A 17,243-nucleotide genomic window follows, 5' to 3' on the forward strand; every position below is an offset into this window, starting at 1 on the left:
TCAAATCCTTTTTGAATTCAGATTAACATTGCTATAATAATAACAAGCTTTTCCCTGAAAGGATATGAAATTGAATGCTCGATAAGTTAAAGAACCACTATAAAGAAGCGTTAACGACTGACCTTTCCTTACAATCAGGATACATGTGGTTTACCGGAGATACTGGAGAACCGTTTGGCATAAAACAAAATGTACTTTCTGATTCAGAATTACAGCTTCTGCAAAGCATATTTGATCGATATGAGAATGAAACCATATATCGGTACACACCGGTACAGTTAAAGTGGAAAAACATCCTTTCAGGTAAAAATATTTCAGATGAACAAGAATTTTATCGTTTTATTCATTTTTTTAGTAAACAACCAATTCTTGATCACATTTCTTTCTCAGAGGCTGTCAGCGGACTTTTTCCTGAAGAAACGGTAATGCTGCTAAATGAGGACAACAAAAGTGGCGTAATTATTGAAACATCTAAACAAACGTTTAATGACACCCCTTATGAGTCATTAAAAGATACATTGTCTACAGATTTTTATATTGACTTATCCATATACATTGGTTTATTCCAAACCAATAGGAATCTCGCAAAAGAGGTCTATAATCGTGAACGAAATGATTTTTTAAGTATTAAGGATTACTTAGAGCCAAAAGCCGTTTATACGATTGCGGACCTTTTACCACTCATGCTGATTCAAAGCGCAAGTCCTGATACAAGAAATACTTTAACAGGACTGCTTGCTGGATTGATGGAAGAAGACAAAGAAACCGTTCAAACCATTAAAGTTTTTGTTGAATGCAATATGAACACCACTCTTGCTGCAAAGAAGCTCTACATTCACCGAAACAGCCTTCAATATCGTGTAGATAAGTTCTATGAACGAACAGGAATTGATGTGAAACAGTTTAAGAATGCCCTTTCTGTATACATAGCGATCTTATCGTTGGAACAGTTTTAAAGCCCTCTTTGTGCACATTGCATAAAGAGGTATTTTTTATTTTGGGCAAGTCGTCCATTTACGCCTACTCTATGAAAGCGTAAACTTAAATCATTAAGAAAACGTTTACACAGGAAGGGGATTTTTAATAATGGCAGGCATTCAATTAAACAACATCGTTAAAAGATATGACAACAAAGTAACAGCTGTCCACGACTTCAACCTGGATATCTCGGATAAGGAATTTATCGTATTCGTAGGTCCATCCGGATGTGGTAAATCCACTACACTTCGTATGATTGCGGGACTTGAAGAAATTTCTGAAGGTGAATTAGTCATCGACGAACGTGTCGTAAATGATGTTGCACCAAAAGACCGTGACATCGCGATGGTATTCCAAAACTATGCACTTTATCCTCACATGAACGTATATGACAACATGGCATTCGGCCTTAAGCTTCGTAAGTTTTCAAAAGACGAAATTGATAAGCGTGTTAAGGAAGCAGCTCGTATCCTTGGCTTAGAGCAATATTTAGACCGTAAACCAAAAGCTCTTTCAGGCGGTCAGCGTCAGCGTGTTGCACTAGGACGTGCGATCGTTCGTGACGCAAAAGTATTCTTGATGGATGAGCCTTTATCTAACTTGGATGCTAAACTACGTGTTCAAATGCGTGCTGAGATCACGAAACTTCACCAACGTCTTCAAACAACTACAATTTATGTAACGCATGACCAAACAGAAGCAATGACAATGGCAACGCGTATCGTTGTTATGAAAGACGGACGCATCCAGCAAGTTGGATCTCCAAAAGAAGTGTATGACACACCTGAAAACATTTTCGTTGGCGGATTTATCGGAAGCCCTGCTATGAACTTCTTGAACGGAACGTTAGAGGATGGATTCTTTAAGATTGGTGATACAAAGATCGCAATTCCTGGAGGCAAGATGAAAGTCCTTCAAGACAATGGATACTCAGGTAAAGACATCGTTCTCGGTATTCGTCCTGAAGACATTCATGATGAGCCTGTATTCTTAGAGTCTTCTGCAAACACGAAGATCGATGCAAAAATCGATGTAGCAGAATTGATGGGTGCTGAAACGTTCCTTTATTCAACAGTGAGCGGACAAGATTTCATCGCCCGTGTGGATTCTCGAACGGATATCCGTAACGGACAAAGCATCTCTCTTGCATTTGATATGAACAAAGCACATTTCTTTGATAAAGAAACAGAATTGCGCATTCGTTAATTGATCGTCTTTAAAAAAGCTCTGCTCAATTGTAGCAGGGCTTTTTGTATTTGAGGTTAACGCATCCTGATAAATGGAAATAATATGTGATGATTCGTTTTTATGTGATGATGAATACACATGAAAAACAAACCATTATTTATGTTATTTTTTTCTTTCTCGGGGAAAATGTTTAATAATTGACGAAAAACATTAGGGTCATTACAATTAATTCTATAAAAATTGTCGGGTTTAACCTGGCGAGGAGGACTTCATTTGAAAAACACAGTTAAAATCATGTTAGCATTAGCCCTTTCTGCTCTTCTATTAGCAGCATGCGGCAAATCTGATGAATCTAAGGATACTGGTTCTGATAAAGATAAAAAAGTGTTAACGATCGGTACCGAGGCTACATACCCACCATTCTCATACCGTGATAAGAAAACAAATGACATTACCGGTTATGACGTGGAAGTTGCGAAAGAAGTTGCAAAAAGACTTGATATGAAACCGAAATTTGTTGCGACTGAGTGGAAGAACATGTTCACTTCTCTTGATTCAAAGCGTTTCGACCTTGTTGCAAACCAAGTAACGATCACCGATGAAAGAAAACAAAAATATGCTTTCTCTAAGCCTTATACGGTTTCAGGTGGTCAAATCATCGTCAATGAAAAGAACAACGATATTAAAGGCATCAAAGACTTAAAAGGAAAAGTTGTTGGAACGACACAAGGAAGTAACTATGCTGCGGAAGCTGAAAAATCTGGAGCAAAAGTAAAGTACTATAAAGGGATCGCACAAGTCTTAACGGACCTTGATGTAAATCGTGTTGATGCAGCGATGAACGATCAGCTTTTCATCTTAACTGAACTGAAGAAAACAGATTACAAAGTAAAGGCTGTCGGGGAACCTTTTAACAAGAACGAAATGGCATTTGCATTCCGAAAAGATGATAAAGAACTTGTTGAAAAAGTAAATAAAGCTCTTAAGGAAATGAAAAAAGACGGTACATTAAAAAAGATCTCTGAAAAGTATTTTGGAGAAGATGTAAGTGAATAATCTAGTAGAGATACTGATCGACTCCCTCCCCTATCTGTTGGAGGGAGCCGTTTTCACGATACTCATTAGCCTATTTTCTATTTTAGGAGCACTTATTTTTGGTCTTGTGATTGCCTTATGCAGAATGTCATCAAACAAGATTCTTTCGGGAATTGCCAAAGGCTATATTTCTTTTTTTAGAGGAACACCTTTATTGATTCAATTGCTGATCCTTTACAACGGGTTTACGTTTATTTATGTACCAGAGGGATGGCAGGCGGCACTTGCTGGTTTGATCCTGCATTTTAGTGCTTATATCGCTGAATCTTATCGAGGAGCTATTCAGTCCATCGAGAAAGGACAATGGGAAGCGGCGTTCTCCCTCGGGATGAACAGGTATCTCACCTATAAAGAAATCATACTGCCACAGGCTTGGCGAATATCCATTCCATCTGTGTGGAATTCGCTTATCGATATTGTTAAAGCATCTTCTCTAGCATCCGTTATTACGGTTCCAGAACTGACACTTATGGCAGATCAGATCAGTGCCTCACAGCTGATTGTGTTGCCAGTATTACTAGAAGCGGCGGTAATATACTGGATCTTAACTTCATTATTAGACGGTTTACGGGTTATATTGGAACGACGAATAAGGTTAAGCCAATAAGCTTCATATCCTCTAATAGGGATATGAAGCTTTTTTATGTCCATTCACCGATAAAATAAAGAACTTCTTGATGACAATCATGACAATAAAAGACATGCGGGCATTGGCTGTCTTTAAAGTCTGTTGGATAACCATCCTCCAGTTTGAGCTCATTCACTTCCATATATGGACTGTAATCATCAAAAAAATCGCTTACTCTACCTTGATCATGGACTGTTCTACCACACTCAGGACAACGTACATTTATCGTTTGAAAGTTATTGCATAAGGGACACATTCCCATATCATCTACTCCTTTGCTGACAAACCCTTTATAAAAAGGAGTGGATTTCTCCACCCCTTTACAGCCATGTTTTTAGAGTTAGCGAGATCCGCCTAATTGTTGTTGTCCCATTGCGACTAAACGTTTCGTGATCTCCCCACCAACGGAACCGTTAGCACGCGCTGTTGTATCTGGTCCAAGTGTTACACCGAACTCAGATGCAATTTCATATTTCATTTGGTCGATAGCCTGTTGTGCACCAGGTACCACTAGTTTGTTTCTTCTTGCCATTTTGTTTCACCTCCTTGTTCATATTGTGTATACTTCACAAAATCTGTATGCAGGGCTCTTCCTGGCAATTTATAGTGACCTTCCCACACATAAAAACAGTTCTGACATACAAAAACGACTCAGCACTATAGGCTGAATCGCTTTTATTTTTTTCGCAGCTGTTTATAGAACGAACGGAAGAGTTCTGCTTTTTGTTTATTATTTGAAAAATAAGCTTTGACTAACGTACGAAGTTTATTATATTTATTTTGGTAAGGATACCAGTTAATCTCTTTTGATTTAAGTCCCGGATCTTTCATAACGGACATTTGTCTGCAGAAAGTATATAGACCTTCGTCCCCATGATAACTGCCTATTCCGCTGCTCTTAACACCGCCAAACGGAAGATAAGGATTTGCTACAGAAACTAAAACATCATTGATTACAGCACTACCTGTAACAAGCTTTGATGTAACACGGTTTGCTTTCCGGCTGTCTTTTGTCCAAACGCTTGCATTTAGACCAAATTCCGTGCTATTTGCTTTTTGAATAACTTCTTCTTCCGTAGTAAAACCGATGACAGGCATGACAGGTCCAAAGGTTTCTTCTTTCACAATCTTCATTTCATCCGTAATATTTGTTAAAACCATCGGCTCGATATACATACTTTCTTCCCATTGATCAGGATGTTTTCCTGTCAGAAGCAGTGCTCCTTTTTCAAGAGCATCCAGCACATGATCTTTTATGACTTCTTTTTGATTCTCGAATGTAATAGAACCTACATCTTCTTTCATCTTTAGCTTTTTTGTTTCTTCTACAAGAAGGTCCAGGAATTCTCCATGAACGGAACTTTGTACATAAACACGCTCCACTGACATACATACTTGGCCTGCATTCGTAAAGGCTCCCCAAATCGCACCATGAACCGCTCTTTTTAACGGAGCATCTTCGAACACAATCATCGGATCTTTACCGCCAAGCTCCAGCGTGTAAGGAATAAATCTCTTGCTTGCTTCTATTCCAATTTTTCTTCCCGTTTCAACCGACCCTGTAAAAAATATACAGTCAGGAGATCCTGCCACTAATTCTTGACCGAGTTCTTTACCGCCGTGTGCAACTTGCAGGAGATTTTTTGGCAGATTGATCTCTCTTGCGATTTTTTCAATCAACAAACCTATAGTAGGCGTAACTTCAGACGGTTTTAAAATCACCGAATTTCCTGCAATCAATGCTGAAATAACAGGCGTCATTGCTAGCTGGAACGGAAAATTCCAAGGGCTGATGACCAGAACTGTTCCTAGAGGAAAATAATCCACATACGAAGATTTTCCAACTAAAAGAAGCGGTGTTGACACTCTTTTGCGCTTTAATATTTTTGGTGCGCGCTTTTCATAATACTGCAGGATATCAATAACAGGCGTAAGGTCTGCAGTCAAAGCTTCAGCCTTTACTTTCCCTGTTGCTGAACAAATTTCTTCAACGATTTCATCCATATGATCTAAAAGATAATGCTTCATCTTCGTAATAAAAGAAAGTCTGGTTTCTAAAGAACGAGAAGACCAAAACTTAAAAGCTGCCGAAGCTTTATCATATAGATCAGGTACTTGCTGAATGTCAGTTTCAAGCCATTGATCAATCGTTTCCCCGGTAGCAGGATGTTTTGCAACCACTACGTTTTTCATACTGCGCACTTCCCTTTATCAAAATATTCATACTCCTTTAATCATACCTTTTTTTGTGCGGGTTGTTTCAATCTTTTTTAATATGTACTAACATGTCAGTATATGGGTAAAATCCAAACGTAACTCGTTAATAAATAGTTCGAATTTAAATTATCTTTTATTGCTTGATTCGTTAATTCTTGTTGATGTAATATTACACTTATAGAGAAATATTTAAAAAAAGATAATCTGAATTCAAATTTACATACATATACTTTTGGTGAGGTGGGATAAGATGAACCAAAAATGGATGAGACATGAAGGACAAAAGTGGGTTGAAGAAAAAATCATTACGCCTGACCAACTTGAACAAATCGTTGCGCGATATCCAGATTCAAAAGAAATCAGAAAACCTGCTGGCATCCTCCCTGTTTTAGCAAGTATTTTAATTGGAGTCGGTATTTTATCATTTATTGCTTCCAACTGGAGCGAAATATCTCCATTAGCAAGGCTTGGTCTCTTATTATTGATCATGATCAGCTTTTATACAGTTGGGGATATGTATCTCAAAAAAGGAAATGAAACACTGGGAACATCGCTAAATCTTCTTGGTATCGTTTCCTTCGGAGCAAGTATCATCTTGTTAGGTCAAACTTTTCACCTGACTGCCACAGACGCGAGACTCTTTGTCTTTTGGAGTCTGCCTGCTTTATTCTATTTGTTCAGAGATCGACACAAGCTTTACATCTTTTTTTTAGCAGTATTAACGATTGGCGGACAGCTGTACAGCATGGGAGAATTCGATTCTTTTAGTTATTTTCTTTTCGCTATCTTTTTGATCAGTATCGGGGGCTTTGTTTATTTATATCCGAGAACATTAGAAATCTGGCTGTTTACAATCGGATTAAGCATACAAGCTTTTCTATTTGTTATCATTGAAGATTTGAATTTGCTCTGGTTCTTCTTATTTGGATTTGCCTTATACACTGCAAGCATGTGGATAAATAGAACCTTATTTAAACGATCGTTTAAACGCGTAGGCTCCCTCATCGGGTTTGCTTATGCATATGGGTTATATTTCACACTTACGAACGAATTTTTAGCAGATTTAGAATTCCCGAATGCGGCATTATTCCTGCCACCTTTGATCCTAATCTTTGTTCTAGCTGCTCTCAAGAAAAGAAATGGTAGTACGAATCCGCCATCTTGGGAATTATTGATCTTCATTCCCTATTTCTATTTGGCAAAAGTAGCAGATCCACTGCTGACTGGCCTACTGTATCTCGTGGTTATGTTTGCTTATTCAGGCTTTATGCTGGCTGACGGATACAAAAAAGAAAGTCGCTCACAAATCAATCTCGGTATCGTTCTTTTCTTACTCGTTTGCTTAATGGGGTACTTTAATCTCGCATGGGCTTTCATGCCGAAGTCCGTATTTTTCTTAATCGGCGGTATTCTGTTATTCATACTTAATGCATTTCTTCAGCGGAAGAAAAAACAAATTCTTAAAAACGGAGGGCCGCATGATGAATAGAAAAAAAGGCTGGATTATAGCGGCTTCCCTTCAAGTGTTATTTTTACTTTTTATCGCCGGAAGCTACTACAGCATTGATTACGTTGGAAAAGAGATCAAGATTAAAACTGTTCCTGTCGATCCAAGAGATATCCTTTATGGTGATTATGTAACGCTTAGTTTTGATATCAGTACGGTGCCTGTTTCTAAATGGAAAGGTGATCGCGAATCTTTAAACAGCGGTCAGCAGACTGTATTTGTTGTTCTGGAAGAAAACAAGGAAGGTTATTATGACGTTATAAGCGTTCATCCTGATAAACCCGATGTCGACGATCAACAAGTTACCTTAAAAGGGAAAGCTGAAAGATTTTGGGGAAATACAACCGATCAGATACAAATTCATTATGGATTAGAACGATATTACGTTGAGGAGAATACCGGTAAAGCGTTAGAGCAGCAAGCAAGTGATATGGCTGTTACTATTAAGATCGCACCTTGGGGAGCACAAAAGATTACTGATTTAAAACCTCTTTAAAATCAAAACGCTAAGTCCTCTTTGTTAAGAGGGCTTTTTTTCTTCGGTTTAAGATTGCGTATTACGGGAAAATTGATAAAGAGGTGAAAACAATGTCCGATACTAAAATCATTGAATTGAAAGATGTAATAAACGCCTGGGTTGGAAATCAAGTTGCGATTCGTAAGGAAGAAACCGGCGATTTAGATCAAATCACGATTTCCCTGCAAAAAGCTACATTTGAACAGCGCGATGCACCTGATGAATATCTAGGAGACCATATATTGTTTTTACACGGAACCGCTTATGCGGCAGAAGAAGGTACTTCAGTTGAACTTCCTGCTGTCACTTACGAAATCCCAATTGACGGAATAACTGACATAAGAATTGATTCGGATATCGTATCTTTTGAAACCAGCAGAGCTCAATATGTTATAAACAAAAATTAGAGGGTCTCCCAATGGTAAGGTGAACTTACTTTTGGGAGACCCTTTATTAATCTTGCATATTCCTTGTTACATCGGAAAGGGAGTCCGCAGAAATAGCGATCTGCCCTACCGCTTGGCTGAGCTCTTCGATCACTTCTGCCATAATTTCTACTTCATTTTCAAGCTTCCCGCTTCTCTCGGTGCTTTCATCCATTTTTAATAAAATGGCATTAAAGAAATCCGTAATCTCTGTAGCTTCAGAAACACTGTCATTTATGAAATGATGAATGCTTGCTACGGAACCCGAAACGGCTTCAATCCTTTTTTGTGTATTTTTCACAAGATCAGATACACCTGAGACGGACGTTTTGGTTTGGTCGGCTAATTTTCGGACTTCATGAGCAACAACAGAGAATCCTTTTCCCGCTTCTCCAGCTCTCGCTGCTTCAATGGCTGCATTCAGGGATAAGAGATTCGTCTGTTCCGCAATAGCTGTTACGATATCGACTACATCATTAATTTTGACGGTAGCTTGCTCCAGATTCACAAGCTCGGCAGAGATCTGTTCAGATTGCTCTTTTACTTTATTGATCATCTGCTGGTGGTCTTCAAGTTTATTTTTACCTGCAAGTGAATTCTTCGAAACTTCTCCACCAGATTCCGCTGTATCTTTTGCAAAGACAACAACTTCATCAGCTTTTGACGTAAGTTCTTGCAGCGCTGCGCTCGTTTCCTCTGAAATGCTTGCGAGCTCATCTACAGAATTTCCTACTGATTGAGTAATCTGCATTTTCTGTTTCTCATGGCGTGCTCTTTCTTTTAACTGTTCAAATTCAAAAGCTTCTAAAACAATCTGTTGTTCAAAATTCAAGATCTTTGTTACGGCTTTAACAGCTTGCTGATATTCCGCTTTCCCCTCAACATTCTGATCTAAAATAAAAAGGATGGAAAGAAGCATATCCTGAAACGAACAAATATACCATTTCGGCTGTAACCCTATTTTAAAGTGAATGTGTGCAATTGCTTTTCTCTGATCTACATAACTTTCATCAATGACACCATCAAACATCTCTTGGATATGTTTGATTAAAGTTACTTTCAAACGTTTAATCGAACTATGTTTTTGAATCATTTCGAGCAGACCAGGTACGTATTCAATATTTTTATAAAACTGATCAACAATTCTTTCAATGTTCTCTGAAATGAGAGGTTTAAGCGACCGGATCACAGCCAGGTCTTCGTATGTTAAAGAAATCATGTTTATTTGTTTTTGCCATTCACTATCTGCCGGTACACTAATTTCCACATCTTTCATCAACTCTTGGAATAACTGCGCTACAATTTTTTTTTCAGTTTTCTTCGTTAGAATGCTTAAGATTGAAGCCATTATTATATTCCTTCTTCCTATATGATCACTTAATAATCTAATCCAAAATTTAGCGAATCGATGTGACTTTTATCACATTTTGTTACTCATATGTTTTATCGACGGAAGATGGGGTATCTTCAAGTAAGCATAAATAACTAGTCTAAAAAAATGAAACGAGGAGTGGTTCACATGTGGAAAAAAAGATGGGCAGCCGGTACTTTGGCAGCGATGTTAACCTTAGGTGGATTAACTGCTTGCGGTGATGGTGTTGACCAAGATAACGGTGTAGATGATGGCCAGCAAAACGATGAAATGGATGAAAAGAATAAAGAAGAAGGTTAAATAAACGAAAACGAGCTGGCTCAACCAACGGTTGAATCAGCTCGTTTATTTTTACGCTGTTTTTTCAGCTCGTTTTTCGGTTTTTCCTTGCTGAAGCTGATACATTTGGAAGTAACGTCCTTCTTGCTTCATCAATTCATCATGATTTCCGCGTTCTACGATGATACCGCGGTCTAGAACGAGAATCTGGTCCGCGCTCTTAATCGTTGAAAGACGGTGAGCAATAATAAACGTTGTTCTTCCCCGCTTCAATACATCAAGTGCCTCCTGAATGATTGCTTCTGTTTCTGTATCAATACTTGCTGTTGCTTCATCTAGTATTAGAATTGCTGGATTATAAGCAAGTGCTCTAGCAAACGAGATCAGCTGACGCTGCCCGGAAGAAAGCGTACTTCCCTTCTCGATAACCGGTTCATCCAACCTTTTTGGCAGGTTATTAATGAAAGGCATCGCTCCGACATCCGTTAATGCTTTTTCAACTTGTTCTCTCGTAATCTCAGGATTACCCAGGCTTACGTTAGAGGCGATCGTTCCTGTGAATAGGAACGGATCTTGAAGGACGATTCCCATATGCTGTCGCATTTCCTGTTTTGACAATTCCATGATATCCTGATCGTCAATCGTGATTTTACCCTGTTTGATATCGTAAAAACGGAAAAGCAAATTCATGATAGAACTCTTACCAGAGCCCGTATGACCAACGAGCGCTACAGTTTCTCCTTGGTTCGCTTCAAAATCAATATTTTTCAGCACCGGTTCTCCGTCCACATAGCTGAATGTTACGTCCTTGAATGCTACATTTCCTTTGTAACGAGGAATCTCGACCTTCGTCACCGTCTGGCCTGGTTCATCCATTAATACAAAAACTCTCTCAGCGGAAACAAGTGCCTGTTCCAGTTGAGCAAGCTGGTTCACCATCCCGGTTACCGGGTGGAACATTCGGTTCAAATAATCCACGAATGCATAGAGCACACCGATCGAAATAGCGGAACCGATTCCCAGCGCCTGACCTCCAAAGTGCCAAATAAAGGCCATGAACGCAAGGTTTTTCAAGAATAACACCAGATTGTGCCCAGTCATCGCATTCAGGCTTAACAGTTTATTTTGAAACGTGAAGTATTCTTTGTTCATGGTCTCGAATTCTTCAGTGGTTTCCTTCTGTCTCTTAAATGCCTGAATAATGGTCATACCATTTATCGATTCGTTGATCATGCCGTTAATATCACTTAAGGTTGATCGGATCTTATGGTTGTATTTGGACGCGAACTTCCGGTAAACCTTAATCCAAACAACCAGGATCGGAACGAGGATCAAACAGATCGTTGCAAGCTTAACATCGAGCAAGAACAATGCTGTGAAGATACCGGTCAGATAGATGATACCTGTGAAGAAGTTGGCAAGTACGTTTATAAATAGCTCTTTAATCGCTTCCGTATCGTTTGTTATACGCGAAACGATTTTACCTGCCGGCTGATTATCAAAATAAGTGATAGCCACTCGCTGTACGTGAGCAAATACATCCTGACGAATTTTTTTGATAACCAAGTTTGACGATCGTTGCAACATGTAGCGCTGACCGTACTGAAAGAATGCTGCAAATAAAAGTAGCCCTAAATAGATCATCATAAGTTTCATGATCCCTGCAATTTCTGGCTTATAAAATGCGAAAGTTTCCTGGATACTTAACTTTTCCGCTGGGTAAGTATTTGATTTTCCTTTATAAAAAATCGTAACCTCCCCATTTTCCGCTGATCGTTCACCAGTAATGGATACAGGCTGATCAATGATATAATAATCACGTTTAACCTGTACTACCCGTATTTCTTTTCCTTTATTTTCTCCCTGATCAAAATGATCACTTCGTTTATACCAGTTTCCATCGTACTTCACTGCTGCTTTTTCTCTTTCACTCACCTGATACCAAGGTTTTTCAATACCGAGTATGTGATCATCAATCATGGTTTTCGCTATAAATGGTCCCGTCAGCTCGGCTGCTATAGCGACAGTCAGCATGAGCAATCCTAGAATGAAATTCTTTTTATATTGAAGTGCGTATTGAAACAGGCGTTTTCCTACGTTCATGGCTACACCGCCTTATTGTCATTTAAGTTTTGTTCGATTTGCTGGCGTTCATGCTGCTCTTTATACCAGCCATCTCTAGCTATTAAATCCTCATGTTTTCCTTCATCCACGATCATTCCGTCTTCAATAACGATGATCCAGTCTGCGTGTTCAACTGCAGATAACCGATGTGTTGTAATAAATGTCGTTTTACCTGCACGTTCTTTACGAATATTTCTGATAATCGCTGTTTCCGTCTTTGCATCAACAGCAGAAAGCGCATCATCTAGAATTAAAATTTCAGGATCCACACAAAGTGCACGCGCGATCGACACACGCTGCTTTTGCCCTCCGGATAACGCCACACCTTTTTCTCCAACTAAGGTATCCAAGCCTTCTGGGAGATAGTTGACATCATTTTTAAAGGACGCCATCTCCATAACGTGATTCAGCTTATCCGTATCAGCAAATTGATTACCGAATAATATGTTTTCCTTCACGGTCTTAGAGAACAGAATCGCGTCCTGAGGTACATAACCGATCCAGCCTTGTAGATCCTCTAAGGCGATATCTTCAATATCAACACCAGAGAAGCTGATTTTCCCTTCACCAACTGGGTATTCTCTCAGTAACTGCTTCAGCAATGTCGTCTTGCCGCTTCCCGTACGCCCTACAATTCCGAGGGTTTCTCCTTTTTTAACCGTCACATTGATACCCTTTAAGTTATCAGACTCTGATGAAGGATATTTGAACGTAACATCCTCAAATTTAATCGTTCCTGGGTCTGATAAAGGAACCAGGTCTTCACCGTTTTTAACATCCGCTTCGTACGCGAGCGTTTCGTTTACACGGTCCAGTGATGCACTACCGCGTTCCATTACATTAATTAATTCACCGACTGCGATCATCGGCCAGATCAGCATACCTAGATAAACGTTGAAGGTAACAAGTTCTCCGAGTGTAATCGTATTATGGAAAACCATGTAGGCTCCATAACCTAATCCGATCAAATAGCTCAATCCCACAAGGATCTTAATGGTTGGCTCAAAAAGAGCATCAATTCTTGAAACAGCGAGATTCTTTTCAAAAACATCTTCCGTAACTTTATTGAAGCGTTCTACATCCGCTTCTTCCTGTACATAAGCACGGATAACACGAACGCCTTGAATACTTTCCAGAACGGAATCGTTCATTTCCCCAAATGCATCCTGAGCAACTGTAAAACGCTGATGCACTTTCTTACCGTACTTTTTAATAATGAATGCAATAATCGGCAGCGGTATAAGAGCTGCGAACGTTAATTTCCAGCTGATCATAAAACCCATCACAAACAAGATCGTCAGCATGAACAGACTGGAGTCAACGAGTGTCAATATCCCAAAGCCGGCAGTCATCGAGATGGCTTTTAAATCGTTTGTTGCACGCGCCATCAAATCTCCTGTTCTATTCTTCTCAAAAAAAGTAGGGGTCATTTTTAGTAGGTGACGCATGAACCTTGAACGCATCGTACGTTCAATAATAAAAGCGCCTCCAAAAAGCTGGTACATCCAGATGTACATCGTGACATACATCGAGACGAGTACCGCCACGAAGATACCGAGGGTCTTCATCATATCTGCTCTCGTGATCGTGCCCATATGAATGGAGTCTATCGTATTACCAATTAATTTAGGCGGAATGATTTCAATAATACCCACTACCGTTAAAAGAACGACCGCCACTGTGTACCTGATCCAATGCCTCTTAAAAAACCAGGCTAACTTTCCTAAAACCGAAAACATATCTTTCTCTCCTCCCTATCTCGCTGTTTTCTTTAAAACAAATGTTTACATGAGCTACCCAAAAAGTGTATGATCCTTCCGTTCTAGCCACATCAATAACACTCCGTTTTTCATATCCTCTACCTCCAAATTTTGTGTGAGTTTCCTTACACAGCCTTTTATTTATTGCAAAAGAAGAACAATCTTCATGCAAATGAAAACAAAAAGCATACCACTCGAAGGCGATATGCTTTAAAAACCATAAAAAAACACACGTCACGACTGGGGTGACCTGCGTAATGAATATGTATAGAGATCAATAAAACGAAAAGAAAGGACTCTTAATACACTTCTTCCGGCAGGCCATGATATGAAATTGTAGAGTCTTCGCCCATTGCAATCCAGACCGTTAAATATGTGACAATCATTGTTTTCATCATGACCAAACCATCCTTTCCATAATTTTGTAGTTCTTAACTTTGGTAATCTTAACACTATTCTAATAACTATGTCAATTCATTTTCGATATACCAAATTAATTTATTTTTGTCCTACACAATGTATGACAAGGTGAAAAAAATGTGATCCCCATTTTTGGAGCCCCCTATATCTCGCACTAAAAAAACGACCCGCCAACAAGAAGTGACGGGTCGATTGACTTACCTATTAATTTGAGAACTGGCGCGTTAAGTTTGCCATCTCGATCGCAGAAACTGCTGCTTCCCAGCCTTTGTTTCCTGCTTTCGTCCCAGCTCGTTCAATAGCCTGTTCGATAGAATCTACAGTTAAAACACCGAAAATAACGGGTACACCACTTGTCATTGAAGCTTGTGCAACTCCTTTAGCAGCTTCGTTACATACATAATCAAAGTGAGGCGTCGATCCACGGATGACAGCTCCTAATGTAATAATAGCATCATAGTTTCCGCTGTCTGCCATCTTTTTCGCGATTAATGGAATTTCAAACGCTCCTGGTACCCAAGCGATATCTACATCATCTTCTGAAACCCCGTGTCTTTTGAAAGCATCTTGTGCCCCAGAAACTAATCGGTCTGAAATAAAATCATTAAATCGACCTGCGATGATTCCTACTTTTAACCCTGATCCAACTAAATGTCCTTCGAATAATTTTGCCAATGTCAGTTCCTCCTGTTTTAGAAATGAAGCATATGCCCCAATTTACTTTTCTTTGTTTTTAAATAATTTTCATTGCTTTCATTATGGGGCATTTGAAGTGCCACGCGCTCTGTTACTTCAAGATCATACCCTTTAAGACCCGCGATTTTTCTCGGGTTATTTGTTAGAAGCTTCATCTTGTTGATTCCTAATTCTTTTAAGATTTGTGCTCCGATCCCGTAATCGCGGAGGTCTGGCGCAAACCCGAGCTGTTCGTTCGCCTCAACGGTATCAAGGCCCTCTTCTTGTAGTTTGTAAGCTTTCATTTTGTTAATCAGCCCGATGCCTCTTCCCTCTTGCCTCATATACAATAAGACGCCGCGGCCTTCTTTCTCGATCTGTGAAAGGGCTGCATGAAGCTGAGGTCCGCAGTCACAGCGGTTTGATCCGAAAACATCCCCTGTCAGACATTCTGAGTGAACACGCACTAATACAGGCTCATCATCTTGAATATCGCCTTTTACAAGCGCAACATGTTCTTTATCATCTAATACATTAGAAAAACCAATCGCTTTAAAATCACCATACTCTGTTGGAAGGCTGATTTCGACTTCTCTTTTAACCATTTGTTCCGTTTTATTTCGATACGTGATCAGATCTTTAATCGTAATTAGCTTCATATTGTGCTGTTTAGCTAATTCTACAAGTTCAGGTACACGTGCCATCGTACCGTCTTCTTTCATGATTTCACAGATTACACCCGCCGATTTGCTGCCTGCCAGTCTTGCCAGATCGATGGCTGCTTCTGTGTGGCCAGCTCTTCTTAGCACTCCGCCTTTTTTGCCGATCAAAGGAAATATATGACCAGGACGTTTAAAGTCAGAAGGGCCCGAATCCTCATTCACCAGTTCACGAACTGTGGCCGCTCTTTCTTGTGCGGAGATTCCTGTTGTAGTGGATATGTGGTCCACACTTATCGTAAAGGCCGTACCATGGGAATCTGTATTCGCCGCCACCATCGGTGATAAATCAAGCTTTACAGCGATTTCTTCTGATATCGGTGTACATACTAAACCTCTGCCGTGCGTAACCATAAAATTGATGGATTCCGCAGTGATCCCATCTGCCAGGGCAACAAAATCCCCTTCATTCTCACGGTCTTCATCATCGACAACAATAACGATTTTTCCTGCTTTTAAATCTTCTACAGCTTCTTCTATGGAGTGGAACATGGACTCTCCTCCTAAAATCCGTGCTCTTGTAGGAACTCAAGAGACATCTTTGACTTTTGTTTAGTTTCTTCTTTTTCTGGTGACAACATTCTGGCTACATATTTGGCCAGCATATCGCATTCGATGTTTACGAGATCACCAGTCGTTTTCTTTCCTAAAATCGTATGATCAGCCGTATGTGGAATGAGTGACACTGTGATCGTATGATTCGTTACATCAAAAACAGTGAGACTCGTTCCATCCACACAAACAGACCCTTTTAACATAAAATACTTCATCAAATGATCAGGAAGAGAAATGGTATAGTAGATTGCATTCTTTTCTGGGCGTTTCTCTACGATTTCTCCGGTTCCATCTACATGGCCCGAAACAAAATGCCCGCCGAACCGTCCCCCTGCAGCCATTGCCCGTTCGAGATTAACAAGATCCCGATTGTTTAATAGCTTCAAAGTGGAAGATCTGAACGTTTCAGGCATAACATCTACTGTGAACTGATTAGATCGAAAGGATGTTACGGTAAGACACACTCCGTTAACGGCGATACTGTCACCGAGATGAACATCCTGGAGAACTTTTTCAGCTGCTATCGTCAGTACGATGGTTTCGTTTCCTTTATTAATAGACTTAATCGTACCAAGTTCTTCAATAATTCCTGTAAACAAACACTTTGCCTCCCTTGCTCGTTATGTTTCGATGTCGCTGATCGTAAATGTGCATATATCTGGGAGTTTTTTGCAAAAACCTTTTAAAAAAACCCCGAGAACTTAATCGTTCCCGGGGTTTTGGTTAAACGGCTATAACTAAATAAACCTTTAAAATCACTGTTTTAGTAAAACAAGTGTTTAAA

The 17,243-nt window shown here is 39.6% G+C and carries 17 protein-coding genes; 8 read left to right on the forward strand and 9 right to left on the reverse strand.

Going from position 1 to position 17,243, the window contains the following annotated elements; all coding sequences use genetic code 11:
• Window positions 1-74: 74 nt before the first annotated feature.
• From M3206_RS04110 to M3206_RS04125, 4 genes are all read left to right on the forward strand, one after another.
• Window positions 75-956 (forward strand): PucR family transcriptional regulator, encoded by an 882-nt coding sequence (locus M3206_RS04110; RefSeq protein WP_251311234.1) that lies wholly within the window; start codon window positions 75-77, stop codon window positions 954-956.
• Between the two features lie 130 nt (window positions 957-1,086).
• A complete protein-coding gene (locus M3206_RS04115; protein ID WP_251311235.1) occupies window positions 1,087-2,184 on the forward strand; it encodes an ABC transporter ATP-binding protein in 1,098 nt (365 codons plus the stop codon).
• A 276-nt stretch (window positions 2,185-2,460) separates the two neighbouring features.
• Window positions 2,461-3,222 (forward strand): transporter substrate-binding domain-containing protein, encoded by a 762-nt coding sequence (locus M3206_RS04120; protein ID WP_251311312.1) that lies wholly within the window; start codon window positions 2,461-2,463, stop codon window positions 3,220-3,222.
• The gene (locus M3206_RS04125) at window positions 3,215-3,868 is read left to right on the forward strand and encodes an amino acid ABC transporter permease (RefSeq protein ID WP_251311236.1); all 654 of its coding nucleotides are present in this window, start codon (window positions 3,215-3,217) and stop codon (window positions 3,866-3,868) included. Before M3206_RS04120 ends, M3206_RS04125 begins: the two co-directional genes overlap by 8 nt.
• A gap of 34 nt (window positions 3,869-3,902) precedes the next feature.
• Here the strand turns inward: M3206_RS04125 and M3206_RS04130 are convergent, their stop codons facing one another.
• The 3 genes from M3206_RS04130 to M3206_RS04140 form a co-directional block, all read right to left on the reverse strand.
• Window positions 3,903-4,151, reverse strand: coding sequence for a hypothetical protein (locus M3206_RS04130; protein ID WP_251311237.1), 249 nt, complete (start codon window positions 4,149-4,151; stop codon window positions 3,903-3,905).
• A gap of 78 nt (window positions 4,152-4,229) precedes the next feature.
• Window positions 4,230-4,421: an alpha/beta-type small acid-soluble spore protein gene (locus tag M3206_RS04135; RefSeq protein WP_251311238.1), complete on the reverse strand. Its 192-nt coding sequence runs from the start codon at window positions 4,419-4,421 to the stop codon at window positions 4,230-4,232.
• Window positions 4,422-4,564: 143 nt separating this feature from the next.
• The gene (locus tag M3206_RS04140; protein WP_251311239.1) at window positions 4,565-6,082 is read right to left on the reverse strand and encodes an aldehyde dehydrogenase family protein; all 1,518 of its coding nucleotides are present in this window, start codon (window positions 6,080-6,082) and stop codon (window positions 4,565-4,567) included.
• A 274-nt stretch (window positions 6,083-6,356) separates the two neighbouring features.
• On the opposite strand from M3206_RS04140, the gene M3206_RS04145 reads away from it, so the two are divergent.
• The 3 genes from M3206_RS04145 (at window position 6,357) to M3206_RS04155 (ending at window position 8,537) form a co-directional block, all read left to right on the forward strand.
• Complete coding sequence (locus tag M3206_RS04145) at window positions 6,357-7,595, forward strand: DUF2157 domain-containing protein (protein ID WP_251311240.1); 1,239 nt, start codon at window positions 6,357-6,359, stop codon at window positions 7,593-7,595.
• On the forward strand, window positions 7,588-8,109 hold the full coding sequence (locus M3206_RS04150) for a GDYXXLXY domain-containing protein (RefSeq protein WP_251311241.1): 522 nt from the start codon (window positions 7,588-7,590) through the stop codon (window positions 8,107-8,109). Before M3206_RS04145 ends, M3206_RS04150 begins: the two co-directional genes overlap by 8 nt.
• Before the next feature lie 92 nt (window positions 8,110-8,201).
• Window positions 8,202-8,537 (forward strand): hypothetical protein, encoded by a 336-nt coding sequence (locus tag M3206_RS04155; protein WP_251311242.1) that lies wholly within the window; start codon window positions 8,202-8,204, stop codon window positions 8,535-8,537.
• Window positions 8,538-8,583: 46 nt separating this feature from the next.
• Here the strand turns inward: M3206_RS04155 and M3206_RS04160 are convergent, their stop codons facing one another.
• Complete coding sequence (locus tag M3206_RS04160; protein ID WP_251311243.1) at window positions 8,584-9,903, reverse strand: globin-coupled sensor protein; 1,320 nt, start codon at window positions 9,901-9,903, stop codon at window positions 8,584-8,586.
• Between the two features lie 171 nt (window positions 9,904-10,074).
• Here M3206_RS04160 and M3206_RS04165 point away from each other — a divergent pair, with 171 nt between their 5' ends.
• Window positions 10,075-10,227, forward strand: a complete 153-nt coding sequence (locus M3206_RS04165; RefSeq protein WP_197468147.1) for a hypothetical protein — start codon at window positions 10,075-10,077, stop codon at window positions 10,225-10,227.
• 51 nt (window positions 10,228-10,278) lie between these two features.
• Here M3206_RS04165 and M3206_RS04170 read toward each other — a convergent pair whose 3' ends face one another.
• The 5 genes from M3206_RS04170 to ribE all read right to left on the reverse strand — a co-directional run bounded on the left by M3206_RS04170 (window position 10,279) and on the right by ribE (window position 17,058).
• A complete protein-coding gene (locus M3206_RS04170; RefSeq protein WP_251311244.1) occupies window positions 10,279-12,309 on the reverse strand; it encodes an ABC transporter ATP-binding protein in 2,031 nt (676 codons plus the stop codon).
• Window positions 12,310-12,311: 2 nt separating this feature from the next.
• Complete coding sequence (locus M3206_RS04175) at window positions 12,312-14,069, reverse strand: ABC transporter ATP-binding protein (protein WP_251311245.1); 1,758 nt, start codon at window positions 14,067-14,069, stop codon at window positions 12,312-12,314.
• A 645-nt stretch (window positions 14,070-14,714) separates the two neighbouring features.
• Complete coding sequence (ribH, locus tag M3206_RS04180; protein ID WP_251311246.1) at window positions 14,715-15,185, reverse strand: 6,7-dimethyl-8-ribityllumazine synthase; 471 nt, start codon at window positions 15,183-15,185, stop codon at window positions 14,715-14,717.
• A 17-nt stretch (window positions 15,186-15,202) separates the two neighbouring features.
• Window positions 15,203-16,396, reverse strand: a complete 1,194-nt coding sequence (locus tag M3206_RS04185) for a bifunctional 3,4-dihydroxy-2-butanone-4-phosphate synthase/GTP cyclohydrolase II (protein ID WP_251311247.1) — start codon at window positions 16,394-16,396, stop codon at window positions 15,203-15,205.
• 11 nt (window positions 16,397-16,407) lie between these two features.
• Window positions 16,408-17,058, reverse strand: coding sequence for a riboflavin synthase (ribE, locus tag M3206_RS04190; protein WP_251311248.1), 651 nt, complete (start codon window positions 17,056-17,058; stop codon window positions 16,408-16,410).
• Window positions 17,059-17,243: the final 185 nt, after the last annotated feature.

Source organism: Fictibacillus phosphorivorans, assembly GCF_023715845.1.
GTDB lineage: Bacteria > Bacillota > Bacilli > Bacillales > Fictibacillaceae > Fictibacillus > Fictibacillus phosphorivorans_D.